Here is a 16,308-nt window from a genome sequence, read left to right as displayed (position 1 = left end):
GAGCCGACCGAGCCGACCGAGCCGACCGAGCCGACTGAGCCAACCGAGCCAACCAAGCCGACGGAGCCGACGGAGACTCCGGATGACGGCGACGGTAAGGATAAGGACGACAACGATGGCAGCTCGAAGAAGTCCGATCTGCCGTGGTGGCTGCTGCTCATCCCGGGTCTGGGCCTCATCAAGCTCATCATCGATGGTGGCAATGGCGGTGACGGTGGACATGATGGTGGCCACGGTGGCGACCACAACACTGAGGTCACCGAGGAGGGCGGCCGTGGCAACAACCATGGTGAGCCGACCGATGAGACCGGTGACAACACCGGCCGCGATGACCGCGAGGTCACCGTCCTGGACGCAACTCCGCCGGAGGACTCCGGTCAGCCGCTGCCGTCCAACGCAGAGCGCGTGGAGATCAAGCACGTACCTTCCGGTGCGACGAAGCTTGACCCAGGCATGAAGGACTTCATCAAGTAGTCCAGACTGCAACACCATCCCAGCCCTCACCGGTTGGGGTTGGTAAGGCGCAGAGAGCAATGATGACAATCCCCTCCAGGGCGTAAACGCTGGAGGGGATTCGTCGTCTGATTTTTAGTCTATTGTTTAAAGCGAATAACTAGAGCCAATACTTTTATAAGTTAAATCTCAGAAGTTAGAACATAGAAGCCAGGAGCGAGGAATAGAAAATGACTGTTGATGGCGAAGAGAAGGGTATCCCGGAGTACCCCGGTGAGTCCTCCGCATCTGAACACCACGCCAGCGAAGCGCAGCCGGTAGGCGATGGGAAGAAGAGCAACAAGAAGCTGCTCATCGGTATTGCAGCGCTCATCGCGATTATCTTGGTTGTTGTACAGCTAGTGCTCTATGCGGGCCGCAGTGAGGAAGATTCCGCAGAGACGAATGCGGCTGAGGAACAGACGTCAACCTCGCAGAGCGTTGAAGCTGAAGCGCCGAGCACGAACAATGATCCTTTCGTGGATGACTCGGGCGAGCAGGAGCATGAGGTAGAGCCGGCGCCAGGTGAGTTCCGGGGCTTTGGCGCGATGTCCTTGGGTATTAACGATGAGTTTGCGGCCGTGGACCCGATTCAGGTCACTGATACCGGCATGCTGATTCCCCCGCACGATGTACAGCGCTTGGGCTGGTACTCCGCGTCGGCAGTGCCGGGCGAGGCTGGTCCGGTGGGCTCCAGCGTTATTACCGGTCACATCAACTACCAAGGCCAGGGAACGGGCTTTGCAGAGAAGTTCACCACCCTGGAGCAGGGGCAGGAGTTCACCGTCTTCATCGATGGTGAGGAGCGCCGATTCCGCGTGACTGAGGCGCCGTACCGCCTGCAGAAGGGGGCGGGTTTCCCGGACGTGGTCAATGACACGGAGGGAGAGAACCGTCTGGTCCTCATCACCTGTGGCGGCAAGTTTGTGGGTGGTCAGCTTGGCTACGAAGACAACATCATCACCGTGGCGGAGCCGGTGGCGCCGGTGGAGGGCGCTGAGGCACCGGTAGAGGGTGGCGTTGAGGCACCTGCTGAGGCGCCGGCAGCTTAAGCTGTCGCAGTGGTCTAAGCCGGTGAATGGCTTAGGCGGAGGCCTCCTGCAGGCGGGCAATATGCAGCGTCAAGTAGGAGACCTCATCGGGGGTTAGGGCGCTGTCGAGACGCAGCTCAATCAGGTTGGCCACCATCTGGGCGGTCTCGACGGCATCGGGGTAGCGCGCGGAGATAGCGGTGGCCACTTGGCGGTCGTCAGAGTCGAGCTGCTGGTGCTCCGCCATGCGCACAAACAGGTAGCGCAGGTGCGTGATGAAGCGGGCGACGGAGATGTCCTCGCTGTTGAGCTCCGTATCGTTGTGTGAGCCGATGACAGCCAGGATCTGCTGAATCAGTCCCGTCATGCGGTAAGTGCCGGAGAGATCCCCGACCGCGAAGCCGGCGTTGACTAGGTGCAGGGTAATGGCCACGGCTTCGTCGGCAGCCAGCGGCTTGTGCAGACCGCTGTTGATGGCGGTGAGCAGTTTCTGCGCGAGTGCAAAGTCCTCGGCGTAGAGGTGGCGCACCTCGGCTTCCAATGGATAGGACACGGGCTTGCCGCGGGTGACCGCGCCGTGGACGTGATCCGCAATCGCCACCACGAGCGTGAGCTTGCTGCGCAGAGCCTCAGACATGTCGACGGAGTGCATGGCATCGATAACCAGCTGCACGTATTCGCCGGGAATACCAGCAATCATGGCGGCCAGGTGATCCGGGTCGCGGCCGGAATCCGGGACGAAGACCTTCACCACCTTGGCCGGGTCAACCTCAGTGCCAGGTTTGGCCTGGAAGCCGATGCCGCGGCCGGTGACAATGACGTCTTCCGCGCCGCGCCGTGCGAGAACGACGTTGTTATTGAATACTCGCAGCAGTTGCACAAGGCACCTTTCTGGTTGAGGTTAACCAGTTAGGGATAACTGGTTAGGGCTAGAACGACTAAAGCCGGCCACGATGGTAATTACATCGAGCCAGCTTAGTCAGGGTTCGTTAAAGGCGTGCTAAAGGTGCCCTAGCGGGTCCTTTAGCGGGTCGTGGTGATGACCGTATCGCCAGCGGCGGCGTGGTTGAGGCCAGCCGGGGTGACGGCAGACAGTGCCTTGGTGTTGGTCACGGCCAGGACGATGGTGGTGTCGTAGCCGGCTTCGGTGACCTTGTCGAAGTCAACGGTGGCAAGCAGCTCGCCCTGCTTGACGGTATCGCCCTTCTTGACGGCTGGGGCGAAACCTTCGCCCTTCATCTTCACGGTGTTGATGCCGATGTGGACGAGGACCTCCACGCCGTCTTCGGTCTTGATGCCGTAGGCGTGGCCGGACTTCATGGCGCTGACAATCGTGCCGCTCACCGGGGAGTAAACGTCGTTGCCCTCAGGGACGATGCCCACGCCATCGCCCAGCGTGCCGGCGGAGAAGACCGGGTCATCGATCTCAGCCATCGGGACAACCTTGCCGTTGGCAGGGGAAGCAATGTCGGTGGTGGTGCCAGCGGCGGACTCAGCAGCCTGGGCCGGGGCGTCTGCCTTGGTAGCGGTAGCGGTGGCAGCGCCAGCACCGGCGCCGGCGGCAGCGGTGCCTGCGGTTGCGGGGGCGTCGGCAAGCGCGGCGTTGTCGGCACTGTCGAGCTCGGCCTTCTCAGCTGCCTCGCGGGCGGCCTTGGCCTCAGCGCGCTCCTCCGGGGTGCGGTAGTCGGTGAAGAGGATGAGCAGGAAGGCCACGAAGAAGGCCACCGCAATGGAGATGGCGTACTTGGCCATCGGGGTGAAGACCGGGATGGTCAGCAGGGAGGTGAAGACAAAGGCATTCGTCGTGATGCCGTTAGAACCCAGAGTTAGCAGGGCTACGGTCAGACCACCGGCGAAGCAGCCCACCAGCATGCGCGGGTAGATGCGCTTGTAGCGCAGGTGGATACCGTAGAGCGAAGGCTCAGAAATACCACCCAGCAGGCCAGCGAGGAGGGCAGAGCCGGAGGTCTGACGCATCACGGTGTCGTGGTCACGGATAGAAAGGGCCAGAACACCCGCGGTGGCACCGAAGCAGGCGAAGTTCCACGCGCCCATCGGGCCCTGGATGAAGTCATAGCCCAGGGTCTGGATGTTGACCAGCATGAGGGCGTTGAGTGGCCAGTGAAGACCCAGCGGGACCAGGAATGGGTACAGCATCGGGATGGCCAGGGCGAAGACGAACGGAGCGTTGTCATTGAGCCAGGACAGACCAGCACCAATGCCGTTACCAGCCCACACACCGAACGGGCCAATGATGAAAGCAGTCAGTGGGATGAGGAAAATCAGGGTCAGGAAGGGAACGAAGACCATGTGCACTGTGGACGGAATGATCTTCTGGAAACCCTTGTAGAAGAGGGCGGCGACGGCAGCCATGATGAGCGGGACGAAGACGTTTCCGCCATAGTCCTGCAGCTGCATCGGCAAACCAAAGATATCGATGGAGCACTGCTCAGCCGACAGCGTCTCATTGGTCACGCACTGGACGGCCGGATTATCGGTGAGGCCAGTGAACTCCGGGGTGAACATCGCGAACATGACCGCCGCGGGGACCCAGGGATCGATGCGCAGCTTCTTGCCGGCGTTATAGGCCACCATGACGGGCAGGAAGAAGAAGACGGAGCGCCACATGGCATCGACGAAAAGCCAAGAGGCAGGCTTATCCTCAGCGCGGAAGTCGACGATTCCTAGGGCATCCAGCACGGCGGCGAAGGCAATGACCAGGGAAGCGCCCAGCAGCACACCCAGGATGGGGCGGAAGGAATCCGAGAGGTACTCGAAGAAGGTATCCATCCACGGCACCTTGCCCTTGGACTTGGCGCGGGCCGCGGCCTTGACATCATCGTTGGAGCGACCGGTAGACGCACCAGCCTTCTTCATCTGTGGCAGAGCATTGATCTCGTCATAGACGGTCGCCACATCACCGCCGATGACGACCTGGTAGTTGCGCCCGCCTTGGGGCACAGCGCCCATGACCTTGGGGATAGATTCGAGTGCTTCCTTATCGGCTTTGGAGGCATCAGCCAGCTCAAAGCGCAGGCGCGTGGCGCAGTGCGTGAAAGAGGTGATGTTCTCCGCCCCGCCGATGCCATCCAAGATGGCCTCGGCTGCCGAGCGAATTTCCGTCGACATGAGAATCCTTTCGAGAGTAGGCAGGCACTGTGGCTAAAAACCACAAAAGACCTAGGCCACAATGGTTCATAGCGAACCATCCCCACACGGCTAAGAGCGGGGAGCCTAGGTCTTGCCCGAAGTAACAATCCTGGTTAGGACCCTACTCCGCAGTGGTCACGAGGAGCAAGTTTCTGTGGGATACCGCACTCTATGGCGGTGTGGGGCGCTGGTGGCCTGCAACGTTGGGGATATGAAGCCTCGCTTTGGCGGCGCGAAGGGGTGCGTTCCCGTACTGTGAAAGTGTCGTAGTGTCACTGTGTGCCCAGTTTGTGAGCCCGGGTACACGCTTTCTAAGCAGAGAAAGGTTTCTCATGACCGCCAAGTCCTCACGGAATTCCGCCTTTATTAGCGTCATCGGGCGCGGCTTCGACGGATTGGACGTTGCTGCTGTGGCTCAGGAACTGGGGGCCACCTTCGCCCAGGTAGATGACCTGGGAACCACGCTCAGCGAGGTCCTGGAAAATGCCCCCGCGGGTAACCTAGTCCTCCAGGGCACCGGCGTCATGGATTTTGATGCCAAGGCCGCGGCCGCCCTGGGCCTGCCCTTCGTCCTGATTTCTAATGCACCCGCCCGCGCGGCGGAGTTGGCGCTGGGCCACGCGCGCTCTGTGGGCGCTACGGTGGTTGGCGCGTTGACCGACGTCTCCTCGGTTCCTGGTGCGATTTCCTCCCTGGAGGAGATCGAGCCTTATATGTCTGCCGAGCTCTTCCAGAAGCAGCTGCTGGACCAGGCCCGCGAGGTCGGAGCGCACATCGTTTTGCCGGAGGGCGAGGATGACCGCATCTTGGAGGCTGCCGGTGAGCTCATCAAAGGCAAGGTGGCGAAGCTGACGATTCTGGGTGATGGGAACGTCGAGAAGCGCGCCCAGGAACTCGGGATTGACCTGTCCAGCGTGGACATCATCAACCACCTGGAATCCCCGCTGGCGGAGGAGTTTGCCGCGGACTTCGCGGAGCTGCGTAAGAAGAAGGGCGTGACGCTGGAGCAGGCGCGCGAGACCATGAAAGACGTGTCCTACTTCGCCACGATGATGGTGCACAAGGGTTTGGCTGACGGCATGGTCTCCGGCGCGGCGCACACCACGGCGCACACGATTAAGCCTTCCTTCCAGATCATTAAGACCAAGCCAGAGGCCTCCGTGGTTTCCTCCATCTTCCTCATGGTGATGCCGGGCCGCCTGTGGGCCTTCGGTGACTGCGCGGTGAACCCGAACCCGACACCGGAGCAGCTCGGCGAGATCGCCATCGTGTCCGCGCAGACCGCCGCGCAGTTTGGCCTGGACCCGCGCGTGGCGCTGCTGTCCTACTCCACGGGCACCTCGGGCGCGGGCCCGGACGTGGAAAAGGTTGCACAGGCAGTCGAGGTGGCCAAGGGGATTGATTCCTCCGTGGCCGTGGACGGTCCGCTGCAGTTTGATGCTGCGTGTGACCCAGGCGTGGCGGCTAAGAAGGCGCCGGAGTCCCCGGTGGCTGGTCAGGCTACGGTATTTGTTTTCCCGGACTTGGAGGCCGGCAACATTGGTTATAAGACGGCGCAGCGCACCGGTGGTGCACTGGCGGTGGGCCCGATTCTGCAGGGCCTGAACAAGCCGGTCAATGACCTTTCGCGTGGAGCGACCGTTCCGGACATCATCAACACGGTGGCTATTACCGCTATTCAGGCAGGGGTGAAGTAGATGGCGTACGTACTTGTTCTCAATTCTGGGTCCTCCTCAGTTAAATTCCAGTTGGTGGACCCGGAAAGCTCGGCCACGGATACGCCGTTGGTCTCCGGTTTGGTGGAGCAGGTCGGTGAGCCGCAAGGTGCTGTGACCGTCAAAACGGACGGAGAGGAATTCAAGGAAGAGCTGGAGATTCCCACCCACTCCTTCGGTTTGGACCGCGCGTTTAGCATCATGCATGAGCACGGTGTGGGCCCGACGGATGTCGAGGTCATCGCCGTAGGCCACCGCGTGGTGCACGGCGGGCGCCTATTCAGCGAGCCGCAGCTCATCGTGGACCAGATCGAGTCCATGATCGAGGACCTCATCCCGCTCGCGCCGCTGCACAACCCGGCGAACCTGGACGGCATCCGCGTGGCGCGCAAGCTGCTGCCGGAGATCCCGCACGTGGCGGTCTTCGATACGGCCTTCTTTAACCACATGCCGCCGGCGGCTGCACTGTACGCCATCAACAACGACGTGGCCTCGCAGTATGACATCCGCCGCTACGGCTTCCACGGAACCTCCCACGAGTTCGTCTCGCAGCAGGTGCCGAAGCTGCTGGACATGGACCCGGGGCACGTCCACCAGATTACGCTGCATTTGGGCAACGGTGCTTCGGCGGCGGCGATTCGCAACGGCCGACCGATCGATACCTCGATGGGACTGACACCGCTGGCTGGTCTGGCCATGGGTACCCGTTCTGGAGATATCGACCCGGGTATCATCTTCCACCTCTCGCGTGAGGCAGGTATGTCCATCGATGACATTGATGACTTGCTGAACAAGCGCTCCGGTGTGAAGGGCATTGCGGGTGTTAACGATTTCCGCGTGCTGCGCGAGCGCATTAACAACGAGGACCAGGACGCCTGGCTGGCCTATAACATCTACATCCACCAGCTGCGCCGCTTCATCGGCGCGTACATGATTGCGCTGGGCCGTGTGGATGCGATTACGTTTACCGCCGGCGTGGGTGAGAACGATACCGAGGTCCGCCAGGATTCGCTGTACAACCTGGACATGTACGGCATTGACTTCGATAAGGAAGCCAACCTGGTGCGCTCCAAGGAGCCACGCATGATTTCGACCGCGGACTCCCAGGTCAAGGTCTTCGTGGTGCCGACGAATGAGGAGCTGGCCATCGCGCAGAAGTCCGCGGAGGTTGCCGCCATGGCCCGGGAGGCGGGCCTTTACTAGGCTGGTCGCCGGCCGGTAGCGCTGGCGGCTAGAACATCGTGACTGGGCGGACCTTGTTGGCCAGGTCTACCAGCGCGTAGCGGTGGCGGGCGAACGGCGCCTGGCGCGCCAGTGCCCGCAGGGTATCCGCCAGGCCGTAGCGCAGGCCGCGCTGGGTGAAGGGGAACTCGAAGAGATCGTTGGGGGAGGCCGCCGCGTCGAGGTCTGATTCGCGCAGGAAGGTCAGCCCGGCGGAGATGACTGCGATCTTGATCTGCAAGAAGCGCGGCTCGTTCTGCGGAATCTCCTCCAAACGGCGGGCGGCACGCCGGATGCGGGACTCGGAAAGATCGTGGACGATGAGCTGCAGAACCGTGGTCAAGCGGGCCATGCGGTGGTGGCGCGAGGCGTTGGGGACCTTATCCAAGGTGGCCACGGCGAGCTCCACCTGGTGCTCGGCGCGCAGCTGGCGGGCCAAGCCGAAGGCGGAGGAGACCGTCGTCGGGTTTGTCGCCCACACGATGCCGTAGAGGCGCAGCGAGTTGAAGCGCAGGTGGGCAGGATCATCGGTGACGTGGTCCCAGATGCCGGGCTGATCCTCAAAAGCGTCGTTGGGCAAATCGGCCAGCGAGGAAGTGAGGTTGGCGCAGGCGCGGGCAACGGCAGCGTCGATCAGCGCGGCCTCCGAAAAACCCAGTTGCTGCAAGATGAGTTCATTGACCGCGCCGATGGCCAGCTTCGGGGCAGCCTCACCAGGCAGCACGTCGAGGACGTGGGCGAAGTGGGCCTGGGCCTCGCGGTACTTATCCAAAAGCAGCTCGGTCACGCCCGAGTACCAGTGGAAACGCCAGTCCCTCCCCAGGCGGTCTTCGATGGAATTCAGCCACTCGCGGGCCTGGCCGATGTAGCCCAAGTCAATCATGGCGCGCACTACGCCGAGTGGAATCTCTGCGGATTCCTCATACTCCGGGGCCTGCATGGCCTGGCGCAGGGTTTCCAGTGCTTCCTGTGGCTCCGTGTAGGAGGAACCTTGCAGCAGCGGGGCGCCGATGTCGGAACGGACGATGAGCGGGATGGGTAGCGCGGAGACTACCTCGGGGGCGGTGATGCGGACGGTGCGGTCGATGCCGTCGATGAGCTGGTCCGTGCGGAAGACCAGGTGCTTTGTGCCGAAGGTCGTACGCTGCGGGGAGAAGACCGAGTGCTGGGCCGGGTGCTGGATGCCATCGCGGAGCGCGATGACCTCCCGAAGTACACCGAAGAGCTGGTCACGCAGCTCGGAGACGGAGCCGAAGCGCTGCTGTGGGTCCGGATCGGTAGCTCGCAACAGCAAGCGGTAGAAGGAGAGGTAGCGGCGCAGCAACGGCTCCTCCGTGGGGGAGGGCAGGCCGGGTTTGTAGACGCCGTCCTCCACCGGCAGCTTCAGCGTCAGGCAGGCCAGGGTGCGGCCGATGGTGTAAATATCGCTGGCCACCGAGGGGCCCTGCGTGGCGATCTCGGGGGCCTGGAAACCCTGCGTGCCGTAGATGTGGCCGAAGGCGCCGATGCCGGAGACCGCGCCCAGATCGATGAGCTTGACCTGGTCCTCGGTGACGATGATGTTGGAGGGCTTCAAGTCGTTGTAGACCACGCCGCGGGCGTGCAGGTAGTCCAGAGCGGGCAGGATTTCGAGGATATAGGCAATGGCCGTGTCGACGGGAAAGCGGTCAGTGGCTTGGTCGTTGCGGCGCTGCTTCAGTGAGGGGCCGCCGACGTACTCCATGACGATGAAGCCACCCGGCACGCGGGGGTCATCGATGAAGTTGAAAATCTTCACGATATTCGGGTGCGTGATGTCCGCGAGGAACTCTCTCTCCGCCTCCGCGGTGGCGGTCTCCTCGGCGGAGTTGGTGGATTGCATACCCTTGAGCACCACGATGCGTCCGGAGACGAAGTGGTCATTGGCCAGGTAAATCCAGCCCAGCCCGCCATGCGCGAGCACGCCCAAGATCTCGTACTGGCCGGCCACCATGTCACCCGGCTTGAGCTGCGGTGGGGCGGCGCGGGGCGCATCCTTGGGATCGATGAGCGCGTCGCGCGGGTTGCCTGGGACAACGAAGGGCAAGGTGGTCATGCCATCGGCCACTTCCCGATCGGTGCGCTTGGTGCTGCGGCGCTGGCGGAAGGTATCGAGCGCGCGGCGCCGCGAGGCCTGCGATGGATCCTCGGACTTGCGGCGATCACGCAGCTGTCCCAGCTCCTCGATGAGCGCGGCGATATTGTCCGAGTCGACGTATTCGCCATCGTCGGGTTGGCCCGTCGCCGTGCCGCTCGTGCCCATGCGATTCGCGGGGGAGAGGTGGTTGCCGGTGGTGGCATCGTAGTCATCGTCATCGTCATCCGCGAAGGGATCAAAAGGCACGGCGGCGGTGCGGTCGGAGGGTTCGGCGTCGGCGGCGCCGGCAGCTGCTGTTCCCGCGCTGTGCGAATCTGTAGGGGAGACGCTGAGGTGGTGGTCCTCCGAATAGTCGTCATCGTCATCCGCGAAGGGATCAAAGCGCACGGCTTGGGTGGCGTCGATGGCGGCGTCGTTGGTGGCGTCGTTGGTGGCGGCGTTGGTGGCGGCGTTGGCGGCGTCGTTAGTGTCCTCGTGCTCTTCGGGCGTGAGGTGATCGAGCTCATCCTCGGTGAAGCGGTGCGACATTATTGTCCCTCCTTCTTCTCGCCGGGCTGGTCCTTGGCTGTGGAGCTCGGCTGTGATTCCTCTACAGGCGGAGTCTCGTTGAGGTACTCCGGTTCCGGGAGCGCGGGCTGCTCCATGTAATTCCCCAGCCAGGTATTGAAGAGCTCCTGCCAGGTGCCGTCGCGGCGGATGCGCTCCAGCGTGGAGTTGATCTGGCGGATGAGCGGGCGCGAGTCATAGGAGGCATCGGGCTTGCGCACGGCCACGCCATAGCTCTGGCTTTCCAAGGGATCGCCGACGATCTCGGTGTATTTATCCTGCGCCAGCATGCCGGATAGCAGGGCGTCATCCACGACGATGCCATCCGTCTGGCCCAGCTGCAGCGCCATAAGACAATCGCCCCAGGCACGGGTCTCCAAAATATCGGAAGACGGCGAGTGCTTGCGTATCGCATCCACCATGGTGGAACCTTTCGCCGCACACAACGTTAGCCCGGCGGCCTCCGTGATGGAATGGATGCCCGAGTTCTTCAGCACCAGCAACCGCGCATCCGTCTGCATATACGGAATGGAGAAGGCCACTTCGCGTTGGCGCTCGGGGCTAATCGTCATGGTGCGGATGACCATGTCCACCGTGCGATCATTCAGTGCACGCGCGCGCTCGGAAGCCTCCACGAAGCGGAAGTCCACTTTGTCGGGATCCCCGAAGATATCGCGGGCGATTTCGCGGGCGATATCGACCTCGAATCCGCGGACCTCGCCGCTGGCGGTATCGCGGTAGCTGAGCAGGTTATTGGAGCGGTCCACGCCCACGATGAGCCGGCCGCGCGCCAGGATGTTGGGCACGCGCTCCTCCGGCTTCTTATCGTCTGGGCGGTAGGAGCCGTAGACGTCCGCGGTGCTTTGCTTGGATACCTCTCCCGTGCCGGCGGGTTCGATGATGGCGTCTTCCGGCAGCGGCGGCCCCGGGGTGGAGTTGAGATTCGCGCTGGAGGGCAGGATTGGCTCCGGTGTGCTGGGTGGCTCCGGCTCGCAGGCGCTGAGTGCCACGGCGGCGCTGAGCAGCAGCACGGCTGCAGTGGCGTGCTGGCGGTGGTCGGTTCGGCGGCGCATCACAGGTACTCCTGCAGGCGGGGGCGGATACCCAGCCACACGGCGATGATCGCGCCGAACGTGGCTAGGAGGACGCCGGTGGACACCATGGTCATGGCGTTGAGCCCCTGAACCAGGTAGGTGCGCATGGCGTCGCGGGCTTGGTTGATGAGCGCGGCCAGGGAGCTATCCACGGCATTGAAGGCGCTGGCGGCGGTCGGGTCACCGTCCGGATCGATAGCGGTGGCTTGGTAGAGCGCGGCGTCGTAGTGGCCCATGGAGAGAGCCTCCATGAAGGTTTCGTGCGTGGTTTCCCAATCCTCCAAGGCCTCCTTGGCGCGAGGAATCAAGGAAGGATCGGAGGAGGGGAAGTCATCGTCGTCAAGCGCCTGCTCATAGTCCCGCAGGGCCCGGTCCACGGAGTAAACTGTGGAGTTAAAATGCACGGACATGTCCTGTTGGGAGGAGCGCAGGACCAGCGCCAGGGTCTCGGAGGTGCGCATCTGCTGGGCCTCAATGCGCGAGGCAGTCAGCGAGTCCCAGGGGCGAGACACCGTCTCGAAGCCCTGGTGGCCGGACGCCCACGTGGCGAAATTAGAGCCAGCGGCCCACACCAGCGCCAAGAACAACAGTCCCGTGGCCACCACGAAACCCCGGTTGAATCGGCGGCGGGTCAGCCGCCACAGCCACCACTGCGCCAAGCCGAGGAAAATGATCGCGGCGACGAGGCCCGAGAGCGGCACCCACTGCGGGCGGGTCAGGCGTTGCTGTTGCTGGGTCACCTTCTCCGAGGTCAGCGTGAACAGCTCCGCGGCAGCGGGGAGAATCTGGGTGCGCATGAGCGCCGAGGCGTTGGACATATAAGAGTTCGCCACGGCGTGGCCCGCACGGTGATTGACGCGGGCCTTTTCCACCAGGGCGGTATACACCGGCAGCTTGCGCTGGATAAAAGTGACGAGCTCGCGCACGCGTTCATCCTCGGCGGAGGTACCGACGATGGCCTGTGTGGCGGCGACGGAGGCGGCGTCGATGGCCTCGTTATAGCGGTCGCGGTTATCCTCCGGCTCCACGCCCGCCTGGACGAAGCCAGAGGTGGCGACAGTATCGGCCAAAGATAGGTTGGTGTAGAGGTGGTGCGCCGCGTTGGACATCGGCTCGGTGGAGGCTAGCAGCGTGTCCAGATCATCGTGGCGCGCGGCCGAGGAGGAGGACATGGAAAAGCCGGCCGCCGCGAGCGCTGCGGTGAGGATGACGGTAACCGTAAACAGCTTGCCGGGAGTGGTGATGGCGAAGCTATAGAGGCGCCGGATGACGCGCGCGGGGCCGGCGAAGGAGCTCATCGCCAGCTGCGTGGGGCGGCTAAAAACCGGCGCGGAGGGCTCGGTGACGTCATCGAGCCAATGATCGCCCCATGATTCGGGGGAGTGCTCGCGCAGTTCGGTGGCCGGGCCGGTCATTCCCTTAGGATAGCGCTCTCGTGCGCCTCGCGCGATGATTTCGGGGGCGTTGGCGCGGGGAGTTTGTCGCGTATCGTGTAAGGCATGTGTGCACGCGTTAACCCAGAACTTTCCGGTGATGGCTGGTCGAAGGGCCCGGGCGGGGTGCCGGTGTGGGGCAAGTTTGGAGCAGCTGGTCTCTTCCTCGTGGCGGGGGATGAGGTACTGCTCCAGCATCGCGCGACGTGGACGAATAACGGTGGGACCTGGGGAATCCCGGGCGGTGCGCGGGATAAGCCGGAGTCGCCGGAGCAGGCCGCGCTGCGGGAGACGGAGGAGGAAACCGGAATCTCGCCGGCAGACGTTGAGGTGCTGGATGCCATCGTCACTGCCGGGCCCTTCGAGGAAGGCTGGACCTATACCACGGTGTTGGCCCGGACGGTCTCGGGGCAGCGTTTGGCCACGACCGCTAACGAAGAATCCGCCGAGCTGCGCTGGGTGCCGTTTAACCAGGTAGAAGAGCTAGAACTCTTAGCGCCCTTCCGGGAAGCGCTGCCGCGGTTGTTGAAGTACTGGGAAGAAATCAGCAGGTGATACAGGCGCGCGGCAGGAACCTGTGGCACGCTGTAGGACATGATTGAAGTAGCCGGACTGACCAAACAGTACAAGTCTGTCCGCGCCGTCGATGACCTCACCTTCCAGGTGGAGCCGGGCCAAGTGACCGGCTTTCTGGGGCCCAACGGCGCTGGAAAATCAACGACGATGCGCATGATCCTGGGCTTGGACAAGCCCACCGCTGGCACCGCTTTGGTGCATGGCAAGCCCTACCGTGAGCTGAAGAACCCGCTGCGAGAGGTGGGCGCGCTTCTCGACGCCAAAGCGGTCCACGCCAACCGCACCGCTGCCAACCACCTGCTGTGGATGGCGCAGGCCAACGGTATCCCTACCTCCCGCGTCGATGAGGTGCTGGGGCTCGTAGGGTTGGCCGACGTTGCCGGCAAGAAGGCCGGCGGCTTCTCCCTCGGTATGGGCCAGCGCCTCGGCCTGGCCGCCGCCCTGCTGGGGGATCCGGGCGTGCTGATCCTGGACGAGCCGGTCAACGGCTTGGATCCGGAAGGTATTCGCTGGGTGCGCTCGCTCGTGCGCGCGCTGGCGGCAGAAGGACGCACGGTGCTCATCTCCTCCCACCTGCTGGCGGAGATGGCGCAGACCGCGGACCACCTGGTGGTCATTGGCCGCGGCAGGCTCTTGGCCAATCAGCGCACCTATGACTTCGTGAAAGAAAACTCCAGCGCTTCGGTTGTTGTGCGCTCGGAGCACCTGCGCGAGTTCGGCTCGGCGCTCAAGGAGGCTGGAGTGACCTTCCGCGAGTCGGTCGATGAAGAGCAGCGCCCGACGCTGGTGATCCCCCACCAGACCACGGACTACGTGGGCAAGCTGGCCTATTCCACGGGCGTGCCGTTGACGGAATTGACCCTCCACCGCGCCTCACTGGAGGAGGCTTATGTGGCCATGACGGATCGCGCGGTGCAGTACCAAGCGGAGGCACCGCAGAAAGGGGCCCAGTTCTAATGTTTTTCAACACTGTTCACGCGGAGTGGACGAAGCTGCGCACGACGAAGTCCTTCTGGTGGACCACCGCGCTCATCTTCCTCATCGTGACCGGCTGGACGCTGCTGAACTCGCTCAACGCGGAGGAAGCGGTGCTGGGTATTAGCCCGCTGCAGCCGCGGAGCTTGGCCTCCATCCTCCTGCTCATGGGTGTGCCGATCATGATGATCCAGGGCGCGATGATGGTGACCACGGAGTACCGCTACAAGACGCAATCTCTCACGTTCTTGGCCAACCCGAATCGCTGGAGCGTAGCCTGCGCCAAGCTTGTGGTGTATGGCGTGATTGCGGCTGTCATTGCCTTCTTAGGGTTGGTGTACATCTTCGTGTTGGCGGATCTCACGGCCAACGAATCCGCGGCGGAGGCCTTCCAGCCTTTCTCTAGCGACGACGGCAAACACATGCTGTGGGCCTTCCCCATCGCGGCCTTTGGCGCGGTGCTCTTCGTGCAGGGGCTGGGTCTGCTGCTACGGCAGACCGCCGGCACGGTGGCGATTTCCCTCATCTTGTACATGGGCCTGGAAAACTTGGTGCGCCTGCTCCCAGTGGTGGGAGACAAGGTCATCCACTTCATGCCCTTTACCGCCTTCCAGAACTGGGCGTTGGACTACGTGGATGAGAACGCCCCGTGGAGTTCGATTGGATTCGAGGCCCTCGTCTTCTTCGGGTGGGCCGGTGTGCTGTGGATCCTGGGCGTTATCGTGCTGGAACAGCGCGACGCGTGATCCCTTTTCCGCTTCTGGCGACGTTGGCGCTGTTGTCCGCAACAGCGCCCTTCGCTACTGATATGTACCTGCCGGTGATGCCGGAGATCGTCTCCGAACTGGGCACCACCCGGGCCATGGTGCAGTTGACCATCTCGGGCTTCTTCGTCGGCATGGGCGTGGGCCAACTCGTCATGGGCCCGCTCTCTGATGCCATCGGGCGCAAGCGCCTCCTTGTCGCCGGCGCCTTTCTCGCTCTGCTGGCTTCCGTGTTGGCGGCGATGGCCCCGACCGCCTCGGTGCTCGTCGTGGCCCGCGTGCTGCAGGGCCTCGGCGGCGGTGCGTGCGTGGTGCTCTCCCGCGCGGTGGTCCCGGACCTCGTGCATGGTGCCGCGGCGGCGAAAGCCTATTCACTGCTCATGGCGCTTCAAGGTATCGCTCCTGCGGTAGCCCCAGTACTGGGCGGCATCCTGGCGGAGCCACTGGGCTGGCGCGGCATTTTCTGGGTGCTAGCCGGGCTGCATGCGGTGCAGTTGGTCCTAGCCATCGCCATTGTCCCAGAAACCGCAGGTGGGCGCTCCCGCGACGGGTTGCTGCGCACGGTGGCGGGCAATTACTGGGCGGTGCTGACTAACGCCCGGGTCTGGGGCTACCTGGTAACCATGGCCTTCGGCTTCTGCTCGATGTTTTGTTACATCTCTGCCTCGGCGTTTGTGGTGCAGGACCAGTGGGGATTCTCGCCGTTGGGCTATTCGATGGTCTTCGGCATCAACTCCGTGGGCCTCTTTGCGGCCACGTTGGTGAACTCGCGCGCGATGGATTCGGTCTCCCCGGCCGTCATGCTGCGTATCGGCGTGACTGGCGTCTTCGTATGCGGGGTGCTCCTCCTGCTGGCGGTACTGCTCGGCGCCCCGGTGTGGGTCTGCCTCATTGTGCTTTTTGCTTGCGTGGCACCGACCGGCTTCATTATGGGCAACGCCACGGCGTTGGCCACGGGTTTGATGCGCCCGCGGGCGGGCAGCGTGTCCGCCATCATGGGCTTTGGGCAGTCCATGCTTGCCAGCGCCGTCAGCCCGCTCATGGGCTGGGGTTCTAATGCGGCGCTGACCATGGCCATCGGAATGGTGTGCTGCAGCTTCATTTCGCTATGCGGCCTCGTGGTATCCACTCGGCTGGCCCGCGGCGCCGCGTGAAGTTCAACAGATGTGCACAACGCATAGAGCGTCAATGCGTA

The 16,308-nt window shown here is 63.2% G+C and carries 12 protein-coding genes and 1 pseudogene; 8 read left to right on the top strand and 5 right to left on the bottom strand.

Annotated features, from left to right (window positions below; all coding sequences use genetic code 11):
• Positions 1 to 474: pseudogene (locus tag RDN59_RS02280) on the top strand (hypothetical protein); the annotation flags it as partial.
• A gap of 209 nt (positions 475 to 683) precedes the next feature.
• Positions 684 to 1,544: a class F sortase gene (locus tag RDN59_RS02275; protein ID WP_308606398.1), complete on the top strand. Its 861-nt coding sequence runs from the start codon at positions 684 to 686 to the stop codon at positions 1,542 to 1,544.
• Positions 1,545 to 1,575: 31 nt separating this feature from the next.
• Here the strand turns inward: RDN59_RS02275 and RDN59_RS02270 are convergent, their stop codons facing one another.
• Both RDN59_RS02270 and RDN59_RS02265 read right to left on the bottom strand, forming a co-directional pair.
• On the bottom strand, positions 1,576 to 2,403 hold the full coding sequence (locus tag RDN59_RS02270) for a PRD domain-containing protein (RefSeq protein ID WP_308606396.1): 828 nt from the start codon (positions 2,401 to 2,403) through the stop codon (positions 1,576 to 1,578).
• Positions 2,404 to 2,546: 143 nt separating this feature from the next.
• Entirely contained in the window at positions 2,547 to 4,652 is a 2,106-nt protein-coding gene (locus RDN59_RS02265) for a glucose PTS transporter subunit IIA (protein WP_308606395.1), read from the bottom strand.
• A gap of 353 nt (positions 4,653 to 5,005) precedes the next feature.
• Between RDN59_RS02265 and pta the strand changes: the two genes are divergently transcribed.
• Positions 5,006 to 6,370 (top strand): phosphate acetyltransferase, encoded by a 1,365-nt coding sequence (pta, locus tag RDN59_RS02260; protein ID WP_308606394.1) that lies wholly within the window; start codon positions 5,006 to 5,008, stop codon positions 6,368 to 6,370.
• Positions 6,371 to 7,591, top strand: a complete 1,221-nt coding sequence (locus RDN59_RS02255) for an acetate kinase (protein ID WP_308606393.1) — start codon at positions 6,371 to 6,373, stop codon at positions 7,589 to 7,591.
• A 28-nt stretch (positions 7,592 to 7,619) separates the two neighbouring features.
• On the opposite strand, the gene RDN59_RS02250 is transcribed toward RDN59_RS02255, so the two are convergent.
• Genes RDN59_RS02250 through RDN59_RS02240 form a run of 3 tightly spaced genes read right to left on the bottom strand, consistent with a single transcriptional unit; the run spans position 7,620 to position 12,780 of the window.
• A complete protein-coding gene (locus RDN59_RS02250) occupies positions 7,620 to 10,253 on the bottom strand; it encodes a tetratricopeptide repeat protein (RefSeq protein ID WP_308606392.1) in 2,634 nt (877 codons plus the stop codon).
• The gene (locus RDN59_RS02245; protein ID WP_308606391.1) at positions 10,253 to 11,344 is read right to left on the bottom strand and encodes a glutamate ABC transporter substrate-binding protein; all 1,092 of its coding nucleotides are present in this window, start codon (positions 11,342 to 11,344) and stop codon (positions 10,253 to 10,255) included. Before RDN59_RS02245 ends, RDN59_RS02250 begins: the two co-directional genes overlap by 1 nt.
• A complete protein-coding gene (locus tag RDN59_RS02240) occupies positions 11,344 to 12,780 on the bottom strand; it encodes a hypothetical protein (RefSeq protein ID WP_308606390.1) in 1,437 nt (478 codons plus the stop codon). The genes RDN59_RS02245 and RDN59_RS02240 overlap by 1 nt, the downstream gene beginning before the upstream one ends.
• An 84-nt stretch (positions 12,781 to 12,864) precedes the next feature.
• On the opposite strand from RDN59_RS02240, the gene RDN59_RS02235 reads away from it, so the two are divergent.
• From RDN59_RS02235 to RDN59_RS02220, 4 genes are read left to right on the top strand one after another with little or no spacing between them, the layout of a single operon-like run.
• A complete protein-coding gene (locus tag RDN59_RS02235) occupies positions 12,865 to 13,353 on the top strand; it encodes an NUDIX hydrolase (protein ID WP_308606389.1) in 489 nt (162 codons plus the stop codon).
• A gap of 39 nt (positions 13,354 to 13,392) precedes the next feature.
• Positions 13,393 to 14,331, top strand: coding sequence for an ABC transporter ATP-binding protein (locus RDN59_RS02230; RefSeq protein WP_308606388.1), 939 nt, complete (start codon positions 13,393 to 13,395; stop codon positions 14,329 to 14,331).
• Positions 14,331 to 15,095 (top strand): ABC transporter permease, encoded by a 765-nt coding sequence (locus RDN59_RS02225; RefSeq protein ID WP_308606387.1) that lies wholly within the window; start codon positions 14,331 to 14,333, stop codon positions 15,093 to 15,095. The genes RDN59_RS02230 and RDN59_RS02225 overlap by 1 nt, the downstream gene beginning before the upstream one ends.
• Positions 15,092 to 16,267, top strand: a complete 1,176-nt coding sequence (locus RDN59_RS02220) for a multidrug effflux MFS transporter (RefSeq protein ID WP_308606386.1) — start codon at positions 15,092 to 15,094, stop codon at positions 16,265 to 16,267. The genes RDN59_RS02225 and RDN59_RS02220 overlap by 4 nt, the downstream gene beginning before the upstream one ends.
• Positions 16,268 to 16,308: the final 41 nt, after the last annotated feature.

Source organism: uncultured Corynebacterium sp. (genome assembly GCF_902489365.1).
GTDB lineage: Bacteria > Actinomycetota > Actinomycetes > Mycobacteriales > Mycobacteriaceae > Corynebacterium.
This window is presented reverse-complemented; position numbering and strand designations above follow the sequence as displayed.

Excerpts from the sequence above, each read along its gene's own strand:
- RDN59_RS02275 (WP_308606398.1), top strand. The coding sequence starts at position 684 with ATGACTGTTGATGGCGAAGAGAAGGGTATCCCGGAGTACCCCGGTGAG.
- RDN59_RS02265 (WP_308606395.1), bottom strand. The coding sequence starts at position 4,652 with ATGTCGACGGAAATTCGCTCGGCAGCCGAGGCCATCTTGGATGGCATC.
- pta (WP_308606394.1), top strand. The coding sequence starts at position 5,006 with ATGACCGCCAAGTCCTCACGGAATTCCGCCTTTATTAGCGTCATCGGG.
- RDN59_RS02255 (WP_308606393.1), top strand. The coding sequence starts at position 6,371 with ATGGCGTACGTACTTGTTCTCAATTCTGGGTCCTCCTCAGTTAAATTC.
- RDN59_RS02250 (WP_308606392.1), bottom strand. The coding sequence starts at position 10,253 with ATGTCGCACCGCTTCACCGAGGATGAGCTCGATCACCTCACGCCCGAA.
- RDN59_RS02245 (WP_308606391.1), bottom strand. The coding sequence starts at position 11,344 with ATGCGCCGCCGAACCGACCACCGCCAGCACGCCACTGCAGCCGTGCTG.
- RDN59_RS02240 (WP_308606390.1), bottom strand. The coding sequence starts at position 12,780 with ATGACCGGCCCGGCCACCGAACTGCGCGAGCACTCCCCCGAATCATGG.
- RDN59_RS02235 (WP_308606389.1), top strand. The coding sequence starts at position 12,865 with ATGTGTGCACGCGTTAACCCAGAACTTTCCGGTGATGGCTGGTCGAAG.
- RDN59_RS02230 (WP_308606388.1), top strand. The coding sequence starts at position 13,393 with ATGATTGAAGTAGCCGGACTGACCAAACAGTACAAGTCTGTCCGCGCC.
- RDN59_RS02225 (WP_308606387.1), top strand. The coding sequence starts at position 14,331 with ATGTTTTTCAACACTGTTCACGCGGAGTGGACGAAGCTGCGCACGACG.